The organism is Natronogracilivirga saccharolytica (assembly GCF_017921895.1).
In the GTDB taxonomy this organism is placed as follows: Bacteria; Bacteroidota; Rhodothermia; order Balneolales; family Natronogracilivirgulaceae; genus Natronogracilivirga; species Natronogracilivirga saccharolytica.
On record NZ_JAFIDN010000013.1, the window covers coordinates 27,216 to 46,068 of the forward strand.

Below are 18,853 nucleotides of genomic sequence, written 5' to 3' on the forward strand. Positions count from 1 at the left end.
CAGATTCCAGCTGTTTGTGACGCGTTATTCCGACTCCGAACTTGCTGATGAAGCCCGCGAATATATGGATGAGCTCCGTGACAAGCTTGCAAGGAAAAAGTTCGAAGCGGGTGAAATGTACATGAGAGTGCGGCAATTTCAGTCGGCCGCTATATACTATGACCTTACAGTAGAACAGTTTCCGGAAAGCAAGTGGGCAGAGAGGGCACTTGTCAATAAAATCCTTGCCAATGTGAAATTTGCTGAAAACAGTGTTCGTGAACGTCAGCAGGAGCGATTCCAGAGTGCTGTAGATTCGTACCAGCAGTATGTTCAGATTTTTCCGCGAGGTGAAAACCGGTCAAAGGCTGAAGAATATTATGACAGGGCGCTTGAAGGCCTGTCGGAATTCACAACGGTCACAGCTGAGCGATAAGGGGTGCCGTTTGCTTAATTGGTAATGTTCGCATGGCTACTGGATTGTTTTTCGGTACCTTTAACCCGTTTCACCGTGGCCATGAGGCGATGGTATATTCGTTTTTGTCTTCAGGTACCATTTCAGAACTGTGGATTGTTCCCACTCCCTCTCCTCCGCACAAAGATCAGGCGGAAATTGCCCCTTTCAGAGACCGGTGGAACATGGTAGAGCTGGCCGTGTCGGGTATCAAAGGAGTCAGGCTGTCAGATATAGAAAGGCACATATCCGCTCCGCACTATACATTGAAAACCATTGCTGCTCTGGCCGGAAGGTATCCGGATCACGGCTTTGTTCTCTGTATTGGCAGTGACACTCTGCAAACAATGCCTTCATGGTATAAATATAAAAAAATATCCGGGTACGTATCGCTGCTGGTGGCTGCCAGGCCCGGTATTCCGAAAGATCCGCCGGAAGCGTTAGACGAATTCACCATTCATTACTGCAAACATGACATGGTGGATGTTTCATCAACTGAAATTAGAAATGAAATCGCTGAAGGCAATATACCGGGAAGCGGCATGATTTCTCCTGAAATAGCCGCCTACATCAGAAACAACAATTTATACCGGAGCTGAATGGTTTACTTTTTGCTTTTTTTATCGCGCCTATCACTGAAAAAAGCATGCAAAAGCGCTTCGCATTCCTGTTCCATTACACCCTGAACAAGTTTGACACGATGATTCAGATGATCGTTTGAGGCAATATTGAAAAGGCTACCGCAGGCGCCGGCCTGCGCATCCTGAGCACCGAATATAACATGTCCGATCTTGGACCAGACCAGGGCTCCGGCACACATGGCACACGGTTCCAGTGTCACATACATGCAGCATTCAGACAAATACTTTTCGTTAAAGTATTCAAATGCGGCACTGAGGGCGATCATTTCGGCGTGTGCTGTCGGGTCATTCAGCAGTTCTACCTGGTTGTGGCCCCTGGCAACTATTCTGTTTTCGTGGACAATGACAGCACCTACAGGTATGTCGCCGGCATCAGCGGCTTTTTGCGCTTCATGAAAAGCCTGATTCATGAAATGCCAGTGTTTCTGGTCGTAAGGTGAAAAATTCGATGTAGTCATCAGATATCTGATTTTTGTATCACTCTGTAAAAGGAAGTGATTTTCAGTAGCATCAGGATCGGAAACATACCGGAGTTTCTAAAAATAGTCCATTTAAAAACCTGAAACCGGAACCTGCAAAGTTAAAAGTTCCGGAAGATATTTGAATTAATGAAGAGAACGTTTTTAAATATTCCCAATATTCTTATAATGTTGCTTTTCTGTTTTCAAATGATGGATTATTTATGACAAAATCTCGGTCAAAAGATATTGAAGTTCTTCGGGGTCACATTCGTGACATACCCGATTTTCCACAAAAAGGAATAGTTTTCAAGGATATTACTCCGTTGCTAAAGGATCCTGAAACCCTGATACTGACGTCAAGGTTGTTATTGGACCCTTTCAAAGATGAGAAAGTTGATCTGGTAGCGGGAATTGAATCACGCGGATTCATTTTCGGTACCCGGCTTGCAACTGATTTGAATGCAGGCTTTGTACCCGTCCGAAAGCCTAACAAACTTCCGGCACAGAAAATCAGTGTCGAATATGATCTCGAGTATGGCACGGATCAACTTGAGATGCATCGTGACGCGATTTCAGAAGGTGACAGGGTGATTATTCATGACGATCTTATGGCAACCGGGGGATCTGCAAAAGCCGCTGCAGAACTGATTAAAGAGCTGGGTGGCGTGGTTATCGGATACTCTTTTATACTGGAGCTTGGATTTTTAAACGGCAGGGCAAAACTGGAACGTGAAATTCCTGTGCATTCCCTGATTGAAATTTAACGGTTTAGACGATTTTACATGAGATTCCACAAAAAATCAGAAGAATAACTAAAATATTGTAGGATAAGTTATTTTATTCGGTATATTTTTTTGATATTTTCATGGTTAATGTTCCTGCTGAAAACAATTTAACACCAGTGGTTGGCAAAATTTTCAAGAACGAAGCTAAAGGAAACAAAACACGATCAACAATAATTTAACGCAAAGAAAAATGGTCTCAATGAAACATCTCAGATTTCTGGGGAAATTATCAGCAGCAACGTTGCTTGTTTTCACAGTTGCTTGCGGTCCCTCGCTAACACTCACCGATGTCGACTATGCCCAGCCGATGGAATCAGTAGCCACTCCTGATCAGGATGGTATGGTAGAAGATGTAAGGCTGGGTATCAGATTCGATGTAACCCCGATGAACGTCAAGGAGCATGGAGAAGGCGCTTCCCTGCCCGAAGAAGTGCGATTCATTCGTAGCAGAGACGGATTTTATTTCGTAACTGCTCCTGGTTATACCAGGGTCTATGTATTTGAACCAGATGGAAGGAATCTGGAGCTGTATGAAAGAATCCGTGTTTCGGAAGCAGGTCTGGCCAATCCGGCTTTCAACCAGCGCTCTCCTGAAATTCAGTTGATCGATGGTGATCAGGAATACCGCCTGACCAAAGACGGCCTTGCAAACTAAACCGAAATTTTAAGCTACGAACAAGTATAAAGACAATGGAAAAGTTAAACATTAAAACAGTACTGGCAGCGCTGCTCGTACTTGCCGTGGGTTTCACCAGTCAGGTACAAGCCCAATTTCAGTCAGACTTCCGGATCAAACAAAATTTTGATCAGGATCACGCTGAAGTCATGGATGCGCTGAAAACAATTGAAACTGAGGAAGAAGCTCAGTCAGTCAATGAGAAACTTGATGAGATGGAAGACCGGTATCGCGATCATGTCGATCTGCTTGATCGTGTGCTCTATCCGGAGACTCTCGAGGCGCGAATGACCAATCTGAGAGAATTGACGGAAGTAACCGAGGCACGCATCAAAAGAATTGGTGAAAAAGGTGATACCGTTGTCGTTCTTGAAGAACGTATCGAGGAACTGACCGGCGATGCTGAAAGATATCAGCAGCGTGCCGACTCTCTGAACGAGGAACTGGGAGCCATGCGGCGTTCCAGAGATGCCAATGCTGCTCAGGCCCGCAGACTTCGACAGGAGCTTGACAAGCGTGACGAGTTCATCATCAAGATGGTTGACTCAACATTTGTTGCATACGAAAATGTTGATCTTGAGTCACTCTCGCCTGATGAGCGGCGCGATCTTGCCCTTGAGATTGACGCTCAGAATGTATTCGGACATATCGAATCTGTTGTAGATAACAATATCGACTTCCTGAATACACATACGGAACTGAGTACTCAGGATTTCCTCAAGCTCTACGGTGTTCAGGTTGAATTCGAGCGTATGTGGGAAAACATGGGACGTGACCTCGCTGATATTTATGTCTCTGAAACTAATCGCCAGGAGCGTCTCGATGATATCGTCGGAAAAATGGATGAGTGGGAAATGCTCATTGACGATGCTGCATGGACGACATTGGCCGATGCTTTTGAACAGAATAACATTCAGCTGTCGCCCTTCAGCAACTCTCTCGAGTTCTACACTTCTCTCAACACCTACCTCGATGAAGCCATCGAAAGAGCAGAAGACTCCGGTGGAGAGGAAGAAGTTGAAAGATATGAGCGTTTTGCCAACTTCTGGTTTAACGATGTCAAACCCCGCTGGCAGGAGTACATGATCTCTGCCAATGTATTGACATACGACAACTTCAATACTATTGATGAGAAGCTGACCGAGTGGAAACTCCATGCTCAGCCGACATCATACACAACGCTTATCTTCCTTGGCCTTGCGATTATCATCATTCTGGTGCTTATCGGTCTTTACATCAAAGAAAAAGGCAAGAAGTAATGTGAATTTGTGACATCTTTCCGGTTCATCTTCAATCCGGAAAAAACTCACAGAATATCAGGCCGGTACCCTTCATTAGTAAGGGGCCGGCTTTTTTATTTGGGGGGGGCGAAAACGGGCCAAGACACTTTCAGGCGAACCGATTATTATAAACTGCATCCTTTACAGTGCTTTTTGCAGATTTAAGACGGCAGGCTGACTGAAATGGACGGGGTGAGCAGAGAGAGAAGGGATAAATGTCCGTTCAGGGCAATCAGGCCAGTGCACGATATTTTCGAAGGCCCCACTCCAGAGTCAGAAGCAGCAGCACAACGATAAACCAGAACGGGTGCCGGTAAAGGGCTACAGATTGCGTGGTTGTCTCCTGACGCTGCTCGAAACCGATATCATTCTCAATAGCGTCATACAGTTCATCTGCCCGTTCATGTGGAAAGTATGAACCGCCGGAGGCACCGGCAATCATTTCAAGAAGCTCATCGTCTCTTACTGTATTCAGATACTCCCGGTTTATTCCACCGACGGTAAACTGTCCGGTTCTGCTGTCAATTTCCCGGTCGCCGCGCTTTGCCAATCCGTGATATGAATAAACACCTTCGGGCAGATTACCGATTTCAAGCTGATATTGCCCATCTCCTTCATTATTCATTACGTATCGAAGATCATCCACGTCATCATTTTCAATAGTCAGGTTGATCACACCGTCCGGCTCCGGTTCACCGGCTTCATTTCGCAGAAAACCATTAATAATCACAGGCTCACCAACCTGAAATACCTGATCAGCAGGTCGCAGTTCAAGCAGTTGTTCGTCAGGAGATGCAGCTGTCCATTTTACTGTTTTGTTCAACAAGTTTTCCCAAAATCGTCTTGATGATGCATCCGTACTCAATGCCCACCGGTAAAAATTAAAGCCGTTCAGCTGTGATATGTTTCTGTCTGCAAGAGACTGGACTGCGAGCAGAGGGGCGTCTGTTTCAGAACCCCGGTAATTACTTTTTAAAAGCGGAGTAGCATCACCGCGGGTGCTTACGTTGCTTATCGGACCCCTGACGGGTGCCATGCGCAAATCGTCCGGTATGTCAAAGTCAAGTACAGCGTGATCCTGACGGGCGGCAGATGTTCGCACCTGAACGTCATTCCATGAAAAGTCAGAGCTGAAACGAAGCGGCAGTCTGCCTTCGAAAAGAGATGAAAGAGAGAACACATCCTGCCCGGGGGATCCGATCAGGAAAAGTGCGTTGCTTTCATAACGGTCAACTACATCACGGGCATGAGATGCATCAAGGTCGAAATGCGGAAAGCCGTGAAGAATAACCAGATCGAGTGTGTCCGGTTCATCAGGCAGCTCTCCTTCAATATAGCGGTCCTCTCCGGTCCATGTACGGTTTTCCAGAGAAATTTGCTTGTCTTCACGAAGAAATGACCTCATATTTCTGACATCCGGATGAATGTCGTAGGCCAGGTGCAGAATACGGATGCGGTCATCACGTACATCTACAGAAAAGTATCGGGTATTATTTTCAGTCGTCCACTCGCCGTCTACTTCCGGCACATGGATCTGGAACTGCTGCAATCCTTCTTCATCCAGAGTCAGTTCAAAGGGGATATGCTGTACGGACCGTGTTTCAGATGAACGGATGGTGGTATCGCTCAGAATAGTATCGTCCTGGCGCAGCTGAACCTCGATATCCTCATCCGGGAACCCGTCATTGAGGATGGAGGCTTCAATGCGCATGCGGCTGTTCAGCGACGCCGAGGAATTGTGTGAGACGCGTTGCACCACAATGTCTTTTTGCCGTGTAGTATCACCTATTCCGACGGTATAGACGGGAACGGGCATACGCGAGGCTGTGGCGCCCGGATCTCTGCCCGAAGTGACGATTCCGTCAGTCACCAGGATGACTGCATCCTGTTCATCGAACAGATCGAGAAAATCAACCAGGGCCTGATTGATATCCGTGCGGGTACCTTCAAGATCAAGGTCATCATGAGAATCCAGTTCAAACAAACCCGCATCAAAGCCAAATGTTTCAATTGAGACATGCTCAAAACGACCTTCCGCTTCTGGTGTGATTTGACTCAGTATTTCACGATAGTGATCTTCGCCGCCATAGTCGCCTTTTTCAATGGCAGCGCTATGACTGTTGTCGATCAGCTGAACGATCCGTACAGGTGAAGTGATCTGGTCCTTGAGCGAGATAACCGGATTAAGCAGTAAAAGTATCAGAATAAGAAAGGCGGCACTTCGGAGCGCAATCAACGTTCTGCGCATGGCAGTTGAGAGTGCATCCACCTTCCAGTAAGTCCAGACTGACAGGCTCACAGCAGCCAACAGAATGACTATGATCCAGAAAAGCGGGATCGTGTTTTGAAAACCGTCAAATTGGAAGTCCATCGGGACGAAATGATTTAACCGGTATGTTCAAGCAGGCGCCTGATTATCGATACTGTATTGTAGCCCTCTGCTTCAGCCGCATAATTGGTTACGATGCGGTGACGAAGGACCGGTATGGCCAGATGCTGTATGTCCTCTTCAGTCACGTTGTAGCGGCCGCTTGCAAGTGCCCTTGCCTTTCCGCCGATAATGAGATACTGCGAGGCACGTGGACCGGCACCCCAGCTCAGGTACTTATTGATGAAATCGGGTGCCTCATCTGTGTTATTCCGGGTTTGAGATACCAGTCGTACGGCGTACTCAAGGACGCTGTCAGGAACCGGGACTTCCCTTACCAGCTGCTGGTATTTGATGATTTGATCAGCATCGAGCACGGGGTTGACTGTGACATCCCTGGGTGCGGTTGTCTGGCTGACGATATCGAGCTCTTCCTGAAATGCAGGATAATCAAGCCAGAGATTGAACATGAACCGGTCCAGCTGGGCTTCGGGCAGGGGATAGGTGCCTTCCTGCTCAATGGGGTTCTGTGTAGCAAGAACAAAAAATGGCTTTTCGAGATCGTGACGCGTTCCGCCGGCCGTCACATGGTATTCCTGCATTGATTCAAGCAATGCAGCCTGTGTTTTGGGCGGAGTCCGGTTGATTTCATCTGCCAGAATGATATTGGCAAAAAGCGGACCCGGAATGAAACGGAACATTTTTTTTCCGCTGGACGGATCTTCTTCAATTATTTCCGTGCCGGTGATATCACCGGGCATGAGGTCCGGTGTGAACTGAATACGGTTGAAAGACAAGCTCAGGCTTTGTGACAGTGTGCGAATCAACAGCGTTTTGGCCAGTCCCGGAACACCAACGAGTATACAGTGACCGCGTGAAAACAGACTGATCAGCAGTTGATCGACGATGTCCTGCTGACCTACGACAATTTTTCCGATTTCTGTTCTGAGTTTTTTAAAATCATCAGTGAACTGCTCTGCAGCTTGCACCTTGTCAAAGCTTTTATCTTTCGTCATAATCTGTCTGGTCTGATTCTGATTCAGCATCCGCCGGGTTCAGTCCGATTGTTGCTCAGGAGGGCTTATTGCTGTTGCGGCGGAGGCTGTTGCTGCTGTTGTTGCGGCTGCTGTTGTTGCGGCTGCTGTTGTTGCGGCGGAGGCTGTTGCTGCTGCATATCCTCGGGATCACCGGCTGCATCAGGAGCAAGCTGATCAGGCATATCCATCGGATCATAATCCGGAACCGGCACGCGATACTCGACATACATATCATCGCGAAGATCCTTAATCCACTTGCTCATTTCTCTCTGACTTTTTTCCTGAAGGGCAAAGTTGCGGATAAGCTGGTAATCCTGTTCAAGATTGGCGCGGTGTTCTTCAATCCGGTTGCTGAGTTTAACAATGCGGAAAGCCCGCTGCTCATCTTCTCCATAAGTATATGAACGGGGTTCGGAGACATCGCCGACATCTTCCAGCGTCAGCACCAGTCTGTAGAGAGACGGATCCAGTTCATTTACGGGAATATTTCTTTGCGCCGTCTGAGGGTCAATCAGTCGTCCTCCGGCCGGCGCCGTGCTCCGGTCATCTGAATGCCGGCGTGCCATCTCACTAAAGCTCTTGCCGTGGTGCATCACGCTGTCCCGGATGGCGGTGAGTTTTTCAATGGCATAGTCTTCGTCAAGTTCTTCTTCAGGAACGGAAATCAGGATATGGTGCGTGGAAATTTCATTTCCTTGTCGTTCGTTAAGCCGGATGACGTGAAATCCCTGCGGCGTGTCAACTACTTCGGAAACTTCTCCGGGATCAAGCGCAGCCGCGGCGGCTGCATACTCCGGCAAAAGCTGCGTTGTTGCCACCATTGGCAGTCTGCCGCCTTCCGAAGCGGTCGGGCCGTCACTGTATTCCCGCGCAAGGTCTTCCATGGAGGCATTGTGGTTAAGGATGGAATCCCGAAGCTGTTCTGCAAGATTACGGGCGTTGATTCTGGCATCTTCCTTCGGCGGCGGATTGACCGTGATCTGAGACAGCCCGACCGATTCCGGTATCATCGGAAGTGAATCTTCCGGAATGGATTCGAAGAATTCCCTGACTTCCGGGCGCGTAATGTTGACCCGCTCCATTTTTTTCTGACGCACCCGGTTTACCTTCAGGTCCTGACGGAACTGGTCTGCATACTCGGCCTTGATTTCTACGATAGGCTGGCCGAAAGCTTGTTCAAGCTCTCGTTCGCTGCCAACCTGTTCTACAAGCTGCTGTATTCTCTGATCCAGAATGCGGTCTACTTCCGAATCACTGACAACAACCGAGTCGATTTTTGCCTTTTCAACCAGGACATAATTGTCGATCAGAGACTCAAGCACATAATACCACATCTCCTCTTCAAATTGCTCAGACTGGCTTTGCTGCATGAATTCAAACAGTCGTTGATTGACATCCGATTGCAGGATGACATGATCATTGACTACAGCAACAATCTGATCGGCTACCTGTCGCTGCTGAGCTGTCACAGCGGTGGTAAAAAGAATTAACAGCAGCAGTGTTACGGAAATTCGCATGTATTTAATAGTAAACATATATTCGTTTTCAGGCCTTATTTCTATTTAAAACTGATTCCGGCCGTATTTTCGTATCAAATTTTTCTCTATGGCAGACTGTCAGTAACAATTTCTACTTCCTGCTCTGGTTGTCTTACGTCATAGATCCTCAATTCATTGTTCGCCTGAGCCTGTAAAAACAGATTTTGTTCCATGGCTCTGAGTTTCTTCCTGCGTTGCTCCAGCATCAGCCATTCGGTAATCTGATCAATTATCCACTCCATCTGAGGATGATCACCTGCTTCACGGCTGTCCATCAGCTGCACAAAGTGATAATGGTCATCTATCCGGCGGATGGGGGATATTTCAGAAACGCCAATCACCTGGAGAAAATCATTGATCTCTTCGTACTGTCTTGCAGCCGAGGACAGGGGGAAGTATTGCCTGGAGATTCGTATGGCCTGCTGGGGGTTAACGGCGTATTGTTCAGCGATATCGCGCCAGCTTTGTCCGCGCTGCAGCGCATTTCTGGCATTCCGGGCATCTGATAAGGTGGGAGCGATGAGATGGCGGAACCGGACATGACGTTCAGCAAGAACAAATTTTTCTCTGTTGCTCTCGTAGTATTCCTGGGCCTCGGAGCGTGTTACCGGATCGGATGAAACCTCCAGATAAACAGCTTCATGGAAAGCGTCTATAAGTATGGACTCTTTTGCTTCCTGAATACGCTTTTGTACCTCATCGTGCTGATCAAGACCAAGTCTGCCGGCTTCTTTGACCTTCAGCTGCCTGTTGAGCCAGTCGTTCCGGTACCTGTTTATTGCCGCGAGACTGTCTGACTCAAAAAACTCCGGGCTTACATTATCTTTGACTTCATCAAGCAAAAGGACGCGGTCGCCAAGCTCGGCCAGAACAATACCATCCTCATGATCAACTCTTTCACATGAGGAGATCAGAAAAAGCACAATCGTGGCGACCAGAATGGTCTTTGGATGAAAATCAGTCATCCTGTTCTTCTAATTTTGCTTTCAGAACTTCAGGATAGGTTTCCACCCGGTATTTTTTCCGCATGGCTTCCAGCCATTCCTTCTCACGAATATCCTGATAATCTGTTACAAGCTTGTTGAATGCTTCATCAAAAGTCATTGGCCTGGCATCCATCAACTCTTCCAGATACATAGTGGTTCTTCTCCGGCGGTATTCAAAATACTCCGAAAACTCACCCTCATGAAGATTCTTTAGCTGATCGTAGGGTGAACTCTCGATTCTGCTGGTCACATCACGCCGCACAACCACATTTGAGATTTCATTTCTCACACTGTCTGCAGGTTCACCCGCATCCACCATTTCGCGCACCTTGTCCAGGGTACTGTCTGCACTGGCTGAGAAACGGACAAACTTGTATCTGGTATCGAAATGATAGTCATCAGTGTTGGCTTCATACAGCTCTTTGAGTCTGGCAGTATCCTGCCTTGCGTACGTCCAGACAGAATCCTCATTAACACGAAATACGGCAAGTCCGGTCAGATAGTCTTCACTAAGCTGTTTGAACTCGGGGAAACGGGAACGGGTCAGGGAAACAAGCTCCTTGTCGATAATGTGGTTCTTGAATTCGTCAGCAAACTGATGCTGATAGCTTGGATTGTTTTTTTCACTAATTTCAGGCTTCAGCCAGGTCAGATAATCATCGGCGGACCAGCTTTTATCATTAAACGAGATGATCGTTTTTTCAAGAATGCTGTCCGGGAAAGAGATACTGGCTACATCGCCCCGGAAATTCTCACGCAGATAGTCTTCAAAGCGGGCCAGATTCTCCCGGTGAACCCGTAAATTGCCTACATCGGCTGCATTGTCACGCACGGCTCTTTCATTTTCACGAAAACGAGGCAGCTGTTGCAGCCGCTCAGATAGCTCTTCTCTGATTTCCTCTTCTGTCGGTTGGTAAACGGAATCCAGTCGCGCTATATGGACGCCGTATTCGCTTTCAAACGGTCTGGTATAATCTCCCGGATTCTCAAGAGTCATCAGGGTGTCGGTAAAGTCCGGGTCATACATTCCATAGTTTACCCATCCGATATTACCACCGCTCAGGCGCGACTGCTCGTCCTGGGAATGTCTTTCAACCACATCGTGCCAGTCATCTCCGGTCTCAAGTTCCTGATAGGCGATTTCGGCTTTTGAGAGAACGGAGTCGACGGGATCGGGTACATTCCGGGTATTGTAGAAGATGTGTGAGAATCTTTTGTTGGGTCCGCTTTCGATCCGGTCCTTGACGTAAATCAGATGATAACCGAAAGAGGAGCGAACCGGCTTGCTTACTTCTCCGGGCTCAAGGCTGTATGCAGCATCTTCAAATGGCTTCACAGCCCATCCGGCACTGAAGAATCCGAGATCGCCGCCCATGCTCTGGCCGCGTTGCTGGCTTGAGTACTCATTAGAAAGTGACATAAAATCTTCTTCACCTTCCAGAAACCGGTCACGGGCCTCCATCAGTGTTTCGTATGCCTGAAGGGTGTCAGAAGGTGAAGCGTTTTCAGGCAGGCTGATGAGAATGTGCTGCGCATTGACCATCTCTTTGGAACGCTCATAAAGCTCGTCCAGGAGTCTGTCTTTAACATGGCGTTCCATCCAGAACGGATAGGCCGACTGCCGCTCATAGGATTCCAGTTCATCGATAATTTCGGAATCGTCCATATAGCCGGCGTCACGGGCTACCTGAAGTTTCAGGCGGTAATCCATGTATAATTCAAAGAAATCTTCCAGGCCCCGGGCGTCTTCCTCACCCTCAAGAAGCTGATTTGATTTGTTATATTGAGCTTCAAGCTCCGAAAATGTGACCGGTGTGCCGTCAATTTTTCCGACTATGATATCATCTGATTCCGGGGAGCGGGATGTTTGAAACAGGGAACAGCCGGAAATGAAAAGTAAACCTGCAAGAATACTTGCACCTATAGAACGCTTCATAATTAGTCTTGTACTTGTAATACTGGTTTGTTGCGTGTAGTCCACTGAAATACGAATAATGAAATACCCTGGCAATTTAAACACGGAAGATAATCTTTTTTCAAGACTATTCCGTAGCAAAACGCGGCTGCTAATCGCTTATTATGATTTAAAATGAGGATATTCTGACGGGTTCAGTAAAGGATGCCGGCGATGGTTGCGGACATGAGGTTGGCCATGGTTCCGCAGATGACGGCCTTGATTCCAAACTCGGCTATTTCAGACTTCCGGGATGGTGCCAGCCCGCCGATTCCACCGATCTGTATGGCGATGGAAGCAAAGTTGGCAAATCCGCAAAGTGCAAATGTAGCCATGGCGATGGTTTTTGGGTGCAGTGTTTCCTGCCGGATAAACTCGGAAAGGTCGGAGTAGGCAATGAATTCCGTCAGCACAATTTTTGTGCCGAGCATGGAGCCTGCAGTGACCGCATCTGCCCAGGGAACGCCGAGTATGAACATCAGGGGCGCGAAAATGACCCCCAGCAGTGACTGCATGGTAAGCTCAAAGCCGGGGAAAATACGCTCCAGTCCGATGGTATCGCCAAACCACATGAACATGGAATTAATCATGGCAAGCAGGGCTATAAACGCCAGCAGCATGGCACCGACATTCAGAGCCAGCCTGAGTCCTTCAGCCGCTCCGGAGGAGGCGGCATCAATGCCATTGGCATCTTTTTTCTCTACGGATATTTCGACATCACCCATGGTGGCCGGTTTGTCTGTTTCGGGATAAAGAATTTTTGCGAATATGATGGCAGCAGGAGCAGCCATGATGCTGGCGCCCAGCAGCTGTTCGGCAAATAGCTGCCGGCCCACGTTCAGGCTCACCTCATTGGCCACGGCATAGGCATCGCCGAGCATTTGAATGTATGCGGCCATGATTCCGCCGGCAATAGTGGCCATACCGCCCGCCATCACGGTCAGAAGCTCCGAACGCGTCATTTTGTCGATGTACGGTTTGATCAACAGAGGGGATTCTGTCTGACCGATGAATATGTTGGCAGTAACGCTGAGGGTCTCCGCTCCGGATGTGCCAAGCATTTTCTGCATGCCTTTTGCCATACCACGGACAATAGCCTGTAGGATGCCGTAGTGGTATAAAATGGTGGTGATGGAGGCAAAGAATACAATAGTGGGAAGTACCTGAAAGGCAAAAAAGTTGCCCATGCTGCCTTCCATTCCGGGACTAAGTGCAAGATCGCCGAATATGAACTGGGCTCCTTCAGTAGTAAAATCCAGAATGACAACAAAAAAGGATGAAATGAATCGGAAAAGCTCCTTTGGCCAGCCCAGAGGAGAGAAGTACTGAGCCATCTGCTCACCCTTCAGAATAAGAATTCCCAGGCCTACCTGAATGGAAAGCCCTATACCAACAAGCCTCCAGCTGATGTTGCGTCTGTCTTTGCTCATTAATACGGCCAAACCTATCAGAAAGGCCATTCCGATGAGCCCGCGCAGTAAATCGGTCAGATCCATAGTGATTTATTAGTTTTTAATATTTTCGGCAGCATTATCCCCTTTTTCGCTGCCATGATCATTTTCATGTTTTCCGGATTTTTCCCCGGTGCTGTTACCTGTTGCAGCCTGGTTGAACGCAATTGGCTTTTTGCGCCGGGGCTCATCAACAGGCGGACGAAAACAGTGTCTGGCCCTGGGTTCGTATGCTTCCGACTCTCCGACAAGGATGCGCTTGTCGCTTTTCACAACTCTCTGCGAGTAATTTGCCGGCATCCCGCTTTCGGCACAAATGGCGTGCAGCTTGGTCACGTACTCGGCGATTGCCAGCAGATCCGGCATCGGATCAAACGGTTTTCCTTCAAAGTCCATGTCGAGCCCGGCGATGATTACCCTTTTCCCGCTGTTGGCCAGCGTGTTGGCCACATCAACCAGTCTGCTGTCAAAAAACTGGGCTTCGTCTATGCAGACCACTTCTGCATTACCGGTCATGAGTACAATCTGATCGGCCGTGGCTGTCACAATACCGGGAAGGGATGTTGCATTATGTGATACGATTTTCAAATCATCGTACCGTTTGTCAATCTCGGGTTTTACAATAATGACGCGCTGCCCTGCAAACTGAGCTCTTCTTGCCCTGCGAATGAGTTCCTCGGTCTTTCCGCTGAACATACCTCCGCAAACAACCTCTATCCATCCGATATTACCCGATAGTACTGTGGGTTCGCTGACCATAAACTGAAGTGACGATTCTTGAAATTAATTTGATTCTAAAGTGTTTGTCTGGCTCAATATATCCGGCCAATGAATAAAAGAAAAACAGAAACTTCAAAAGTTGCTCCTTGAGCATGCTTTTTTTTACTTGCAGTTCATCCATGTCCACAAGACTCTTATATTTACGTTTTGAATGTGCTTTGGCTGACAATACCGGAGCGTGCAATTATCAGTTGAAAACCTGCTTTATGAAACAACAATGGAAAGGTCTGGATATCGAGGCCGAAGGAGAGGGGATTTCCCGTCCACTGAGCCGGAATGTTAATCTGCTCGGATCTATGCTTGGACATTCAGTGAGGTCGATAGCCGGTGAGGAGATGTTTCAGCTGGTGGAGTCACTCCGTTCACGGTGCAAGTCGGCTTATGAAGCCGGGAGCGACAAGGAATCGGTGCGGGATGAGATCCAGAGGGAGCTGAAATCGCTGACACCCAATCAGATGGATTGGCTGCTGCGCGCTTTTACCTCGTTTTTTCATCTTGTGAACCGTGCCGAGCAGCTGGAAATCACCCGTATCAACCGGGAGCGTGAGCTGAAGGCTGATGCAGAGCAGCCCAGGGATGAGTCGGTCATGCAGGCCGTTCATTATCTGACCAGAAAGAACATATCCTATGAAGAGTTTCTGAGAATCATAGATAAACTGGATATGGAGCCGACGCTCACGGCCCATCCTACAGAAGCCCGCCGCCGAAGTATTCTGCATATCCAGCAGAATATTTCCAATCTTTTGATGCGGCTTAATATAGAGTCGCTGATTCCTTCTGAAAAGGAGCAGCTGCTGTCGGAGCTTTTTTCACAGATCAGTGTTCTGATATCAACTGATGATGTGCGCTCGACCGGACTTACCGTGTATGACGAGGTTCGCAACGGCCTGTATTTTCTTACCAACTCGATCTGGAATACGGTTCCGCGCATTTTCACAGACCTCGAGGATGCCTCGGAAATTTATTACGGCAAGCGGCCTGAACTGCCGGCTTTTCTGAAGTACCGCAGCTGGATCGGAGGTGACAGGGACGGAAACCCCAAGGTTACATCCGAAATGACCAGCGAGACGATTCGCCATCATTACGAAGCAGCATTCGAAAATTATGAAAAAGCGCTGAGTGACCTGTGGTATGAGCTGAGTATATCTTCCCGCCACACCATTGTTCCGGATTTGCTGCGTGAATCTATCGAAGAGGACAACAGAAAAATTGATACCGGCCTTGATATTGAAGGCTACTGGCATGAGCCTTACCGGCTGAAAATTCACTTCATGCAGGAAAAACTGGAGCAGCAGAAGGTTTCACTGAAGGATTCAAATGAAATGGGGGAGGGGCCTTACCCTGTCAATGACTTTTTGAACGATGTGCAGCAGCTGATTACATCTTTGGAGCAGGGCGGGTTCAGGCAGCTTGCCGAACGGGGCAGCCTCAGAAAACTTCAGTATCAGATCAAGACCTTCGGTTATCATCTTGCATCTCTGGACATCCGTCAGCACAGCGAGGTTTACCAGAAATGTGTGGGGGAGATGTTCAGGCTTGCCGGTGTGCACCCCGCCTACCGGTCTCTTGATGAACAGGAAAAGGTTGCTCTTTTGCAGTCCGAACTGGAAAGTCCCCGTCCGCTGATTCCCAGGCACGCCGAGCTCAGTGATGCTTCTTCTGAGTTGATGAATACCTTCGGGGTGGTTGCAAAGGCGCTGGACCGGAATCCGGATGTGATCGGCAGCATAATTGTGAGCATGACACATGAGGTAAGTGATCTCCTGGAAGTGCTTTTGATTGCAAGGGAAACCGCGCTCTGGGTTTATCAGGACGGCCAGGTTGCCAGCAAACTCGATGTTGTACCCTTGTTTGAAACCGTTGATGATCTTACCGCCAGCCGCAAGGTCATGACCGAGTTGTTCCAGAACAGCATCTATCAGAAGCATCTGGCGAACCGGGGGCAGTTTCAGGAGATCATGCTGGGATACTCCGACAGCAACAAGGACGGCGGATACTGGATGGCCAACTGGGCGCTGCACAAAGCCCAGGAAGACCTGGCTTTGGTATGTGATCAACATGGTGTCACCTGCCGGCTTTTTCACGGGCGCGGCGGGACGGTGGGACGCGGAGGCGGACGCTCCAACCAGGCCATACTCGGGCTGCCGCAGGTCTGTCACAACGGTAAAATAAGATTCACTGAGCAGGGCGAGGTTATATCATTCCGGTACGCACTGCCAACCATTGCAAGGCGCCACCTGGAACAGATGGTAAATGCCATGATTCGTTCCACTGCCGGCGCCAGCCATGAAAAAACACACCATTTCAACAGTGACAGCAAGGCCGTGGCTATGATGGAGGAGATCTCGCACAGGTCGATGAAAGCATACAAGACATTTACCCGGCGGGATGAAGTATGGAAATGGTATGCGGAAATAACACCAATCGAGTTCATCAGCGCGCTGCCCATTGCATCCAGGCCGGTATCGCGAAAATCAGGCAAAGAAGTCGATTTTGACAGCCTGAGGGCTATACCCTGGGTTTTTGCATGGACTCAGACCAGATACAATTTGCCCGGATGGTTCGGAACAGGCGAGGCGCTGAATTCCTATTTGAAAGATCATCCGGAAGATCTTGAAATGATGCGCAGGCTGTATCAGGAGTCGCGGTTTTTCCGGTCAGTTATCGACAATGCCATACGGGAGCTGGCACGGGCGCATCTGGAAATGGCGGAACGCTATTCGCGTCAGGCTGAAAACGGATATCATCAGGATATTGTCAGCGAGTTTGAAATGGCAAGAGATCACCTGCTTTCCATTTCACAGGAGGATGAACTTCTGGCATCCAATCCGGTAATCCGCAAATCCATATCTCTCAGAAATCCCTATACGGATGTACTGAATATGCTTCAGATCGAGTTGATGCACCGAAACCGGGACGAAGCATTAAAAACATCCAAGTTGCGGCATGCCCTGTTTTCAAGCATTAACGGAATTGCTGCTGCGATGCAGAGTACCGGATAGGAATAAATCTGAGGCAGGTTATGCGGAATCCGGCGCGATACAGGTTATCTTTCGCAGAATGCGGACCCGCAACCGGCTGTACCGCGTGTATTATTAATCTTTAGGATATTTTTTTATTCATGTCACTTGATCTTTCTACTCCGGCACTCCTGTTTCCGGCCATTTCATTATTGCTGCTCGCCTATACCAACAGGTTTTTGACACTGGCTACGCTCATCAGAAATCTTCATGGTAAATATAAAGAGGAACAGGATCCGCTGCTGTTTGACCAGATACGTAATCTGAAACTGCGCACGCGTCTGATTCGGGATATGCAGGTGCTCGGTGTGATCAGTCTGTTCTTATCTGCACTGTGTATGCTGCTGCTGTTTCAGGGATATATGCCGGCTGCAAAGTGGACATTCGGTTTCAGCCTTGTTTTCCTGCTGGCCTCTCTCGGATTATCGGTTTGGGAAATACAGATTTCAATACGGGCCTTGAATATTCAGCTGAGCGATATGAGCGGGGCTGAAAAAACGAAGCCCCCGGTATAATCAGTACCAGGGGCTGAAAACTTAGAGGTCAATGTAGTTTATTGTGTCCTGTCCATGCAGTGCTTTCGCCAGCTGCACTTACTTATATTACGTTCGTGCTGAAATAATGTTGCATCAATGAAAAATTCAATAGACAGCCCTGCGCCCATTCACGGAATCAACTGCCGGCCCCGTCCGCAATAAGCATACCCTCAAGCCGCTGTGCCTGTTCTGCCGATCGTGAGTCTTCGTATTCATTGACAATGCGCTCTACGAGTCTGATGGCCTGGCTGTTGTCGCCGGCTTCCATGTATGCCTGTGCAGCCTGAAGCAGGTTTTGAGGTGTGGTAGATTCGTTTTCATCCCATTCAGCTGCTTTGACAAAGAAACGGGCCGCCTCCTCATAATTGTTCAGATTGGCATGGATCACAGCCTGAAATGCTATGGGCCCGACACCAAGTATGCCGGAGGGGGGATCGAAATCACGGATATACTGAAGCGCCTGCTCATAATTACCCAGTTCGGATTCTGCTACGGCGGCGTAGTACCGGGCCAGATTTCCGGCATTGGTACGTCCGTAATCATTGATTATGTCCACAAGTCCGACGGTCAGCATGTCAGCATCTCCTTCAAGAGCTATTTCATATTCACCTTGCTGAAAAGCCTGTTCAGCCCTGACCAGCAGTTCCTGAGCTTCATGCTCCTGGCGCTCAGAATATAAATAATAAAGTACACCACCACCTATCAGCAAAACTACAGCAAGTGTAATTCCGATGACGGCTGCCATGTTTCGTTTCAGGAAACTGGTAAACAGGTAGTAACTGGTAAGAAGCGGGTCGGTTTCAAGTTGTTCTTTGGATAGTCGCTTGGCCATAGTTGTAAATAAAACGGATACGATGTAAAGATTTAAGAATGTGCTAAATATATCACTGTTTTATCAGATGACAAA

Annotated in this window: 16 protein-coding genes; 7 read left to right on the top strand and 9 right to left on the bottom strand. The window is 48.3% G+C overall.

Translation table 11 applies throughout. The features are described from left to right. The coding region (locus tag NATSA_RS13650) for an outer membrane protein assembly factor BamD (protein ID WP_210513167.1) at positions 1-415 on the top strand (415 nt) is incomplete at its 5' end. A gap of 32 nt (positions 416-447) precedes the next feature. Then, positions 448-1,032 (top strand): nicotinate (nicotinamide) nucleotide adenylyltransferase, encoded by a 585-nt coding sequence (nadD, locus tag NATSA_RS13655; RefSeq protein ID WP_210513168.1) that lies wholly within the window; start codon positions 448-450, stop codon positions 1,030-1,032. A 5-nt stretch (positions 1,033-1,037) separates the two neighbouring features. Here nadD and tadA read toward each other — a convergent pair whose 3' ends face one another. Then, positions 1,038-1,532: a tRNA adenosine(34) deaminase TadA gene (tadA, locus tag NATSA_RS13660; RefSeq protein WP_246481837.1), complete on the bottom strand. Its 495-nt coding sequence runs from the start codon at positions 1,530-1,532 to the stop codon at positions 1,038-1,040. 224 nt (positions 1,533-1,756) lie between these two features. On the opposite strand from tadA, the gene NATSA_RS13665 reads away from it, so the two are divergent. The 3 genes from NATSA_RS13665 to NATSA_RS13675 all read left to right on the top strand — a co-directional run bounded on the left by NATSA_RS13665 (position 1,757) and on the right by NATSA_RS13675 (position 4,255). Continuing rightward, positions 1,757-2,299, top strand: coding sequence for an adenine phosphoribosyltransferase (locus NATSA_RS13665; RefSeq protein ID WP_210513169.1), 543 nt, complete (start codon positions 1,757-1,759; stop codon positions 2,297-2,299). Between the two features lie 220 nt (positions 2,300-2,519). Further along, entirely contained in the window at positions 2,520-2,975 is a 456-nt protein-coding gene (locus NATSA_RS13670; RefSeq protein ID WP_210513170.1) for a hypothetical protein, read from the top strand. Between the two features lie 35 nt (positions 2,976-3,010). Continuing rightward, entirely contained in the window at positions 3,011-4,255 is a 1,245-nt protein-coding gene (locus NATSA_RS13675) for a hypothetical protein (protein ID WP_210513171.1), read from the top strand. A gap of 253 nt (positions 4,256-4,508) precedes the next feature. Here NATSA_RS13675 and NATSA_RS13680 read toward each other — a convergent pair whose 3' ends face one another. The 7 genes from NATSA_RS13680 to NATSA_RS13710 all read right to left on the bottom strand — a co-directional run bounded on the left by NATSA_RS13680 (position 4,509) and on the right by NATSA_RS13710 (position 14,369). Beyond that, the gene (locus NATSA_RS13680; protein ID WP_210513172.1) at positions 4,509-6,647 is read right to left on the bottom strand and encodes a hypothetical protein; all 2,139 of its coding nucleotides are present in this window, start codon (positions 6,645-6,647) and stop codon (positions 4,509-4,511) included. Positions 6,648-6,661: 14 nt separating this feature from the next. Next, positions 6,662-7,660: an AAA family ATPase gene (locus NATSA_RS13685; protein WP_210513173.1), complete on the bottom strand. Its 999-nt coding sequence runs from the start codon at positions 7,658-7,660 to the stop codon at positions 6,662-6,664. Positions 7,661-7,725: 65 nt separating this feature from the next. Then, entirely contained in the window at positions 7,726-9,216 is a 1,491-nt protein-coding gene (locus NATSA_RS13690) for a peptidylprolyl isomerase (protein WP_210513174.1), read from the bottom strand. A gap of 68 nt (positions 9,217-9,284) precedes the next feature. Then, a complete protein-coding gene (locus tag NATSA_RS13695; protein WP_210513175.1) occupies positions 9,285-10,184 on the bottom strand; it encodes a peptidyl-prolyl cis-trans isomerase in 900 nt (299 codons plus the stop codon). Further along, complete coding sequence (locus NATSA_RS13700) at positions 10,177-12,141, bottom strand: peptidylprolyl isomerase (RefSeq protein WP_210513176.1); 1,965 nt, start codon at positions 12,139-12,141, stop codon at positions 10,177-10,179. The genes NATSA_RS13695 and NATSA_RS13700 overlap by 8 nt, the downstream gene beginning before the upstream one ends. Before the next feature lie 173 nt (positions 12,142-12,314). Continuing rightward, positions 12,315-13,655, bottom strand: a complete 1,341-nt coding sequence (locus NATSA_RS13705; protein ID WP_246481838.1) for a NupC/NupG family nucleoside CNT transporter — start codon at positions 13,653-13,655, stop codon at positions 12,315-12,317. 9 nt (positions 13,656-13,664) lie between these two features. Next, a complete protein-coding gene (locus tag NATSA_RS13710; protein ID WP_210513177.1) occupies positions 13,665-14,369 on the bottom strand; it encodes a thymidine kinase in 705 nt (234 codons plus the stop codon). Between the two features lie 227 nt (positions 14,370-14,596). Between NATSA_RS13710 and ppc the strand changes: the two genes are divergently transcribed. After that, positions 14,597-17,392, top strand: a complete 2,796-nt coding sequence (gene ppc, locus NATSA_RS13715) for a phosphoenolpyruvate carboxylase (protein WP_210513178.1) — start codon at positions 14,597-14,599, stop codon at positions 17,390-17,392. A 119-nt stretch (positions 17,393-17,511) separates the two neighbouring features. Beyond that, positions 17,512-17,925, top strand: coding sequence for a DUF2721 domain-containing protein (locus NATSA_RS13720; protein WP_210513179.1), 414 nt, complete (start codon positions 17,512-17,514; stop codon positions 17,923-17,925). A 157-nt stretch (positions 17,926-18,082) separates the two neighbouring features. Here NATSA_RS13720 and NATSA_RS13725 read toward each other — a convergent pair whose 3' ends face one another. Next, complete coding sequence (locus NATSA_RS13725; RefSeq protein WP_210513180.1) at positions 18,083-18,778, bottom strand: tetratricopeptide repeat protein; 696 nt, start codon at positions 18,776-18,778, stop codon at positions 18,083-18,085. Positions 18,779-18,853: the final 75 nt, after the last annotated feature.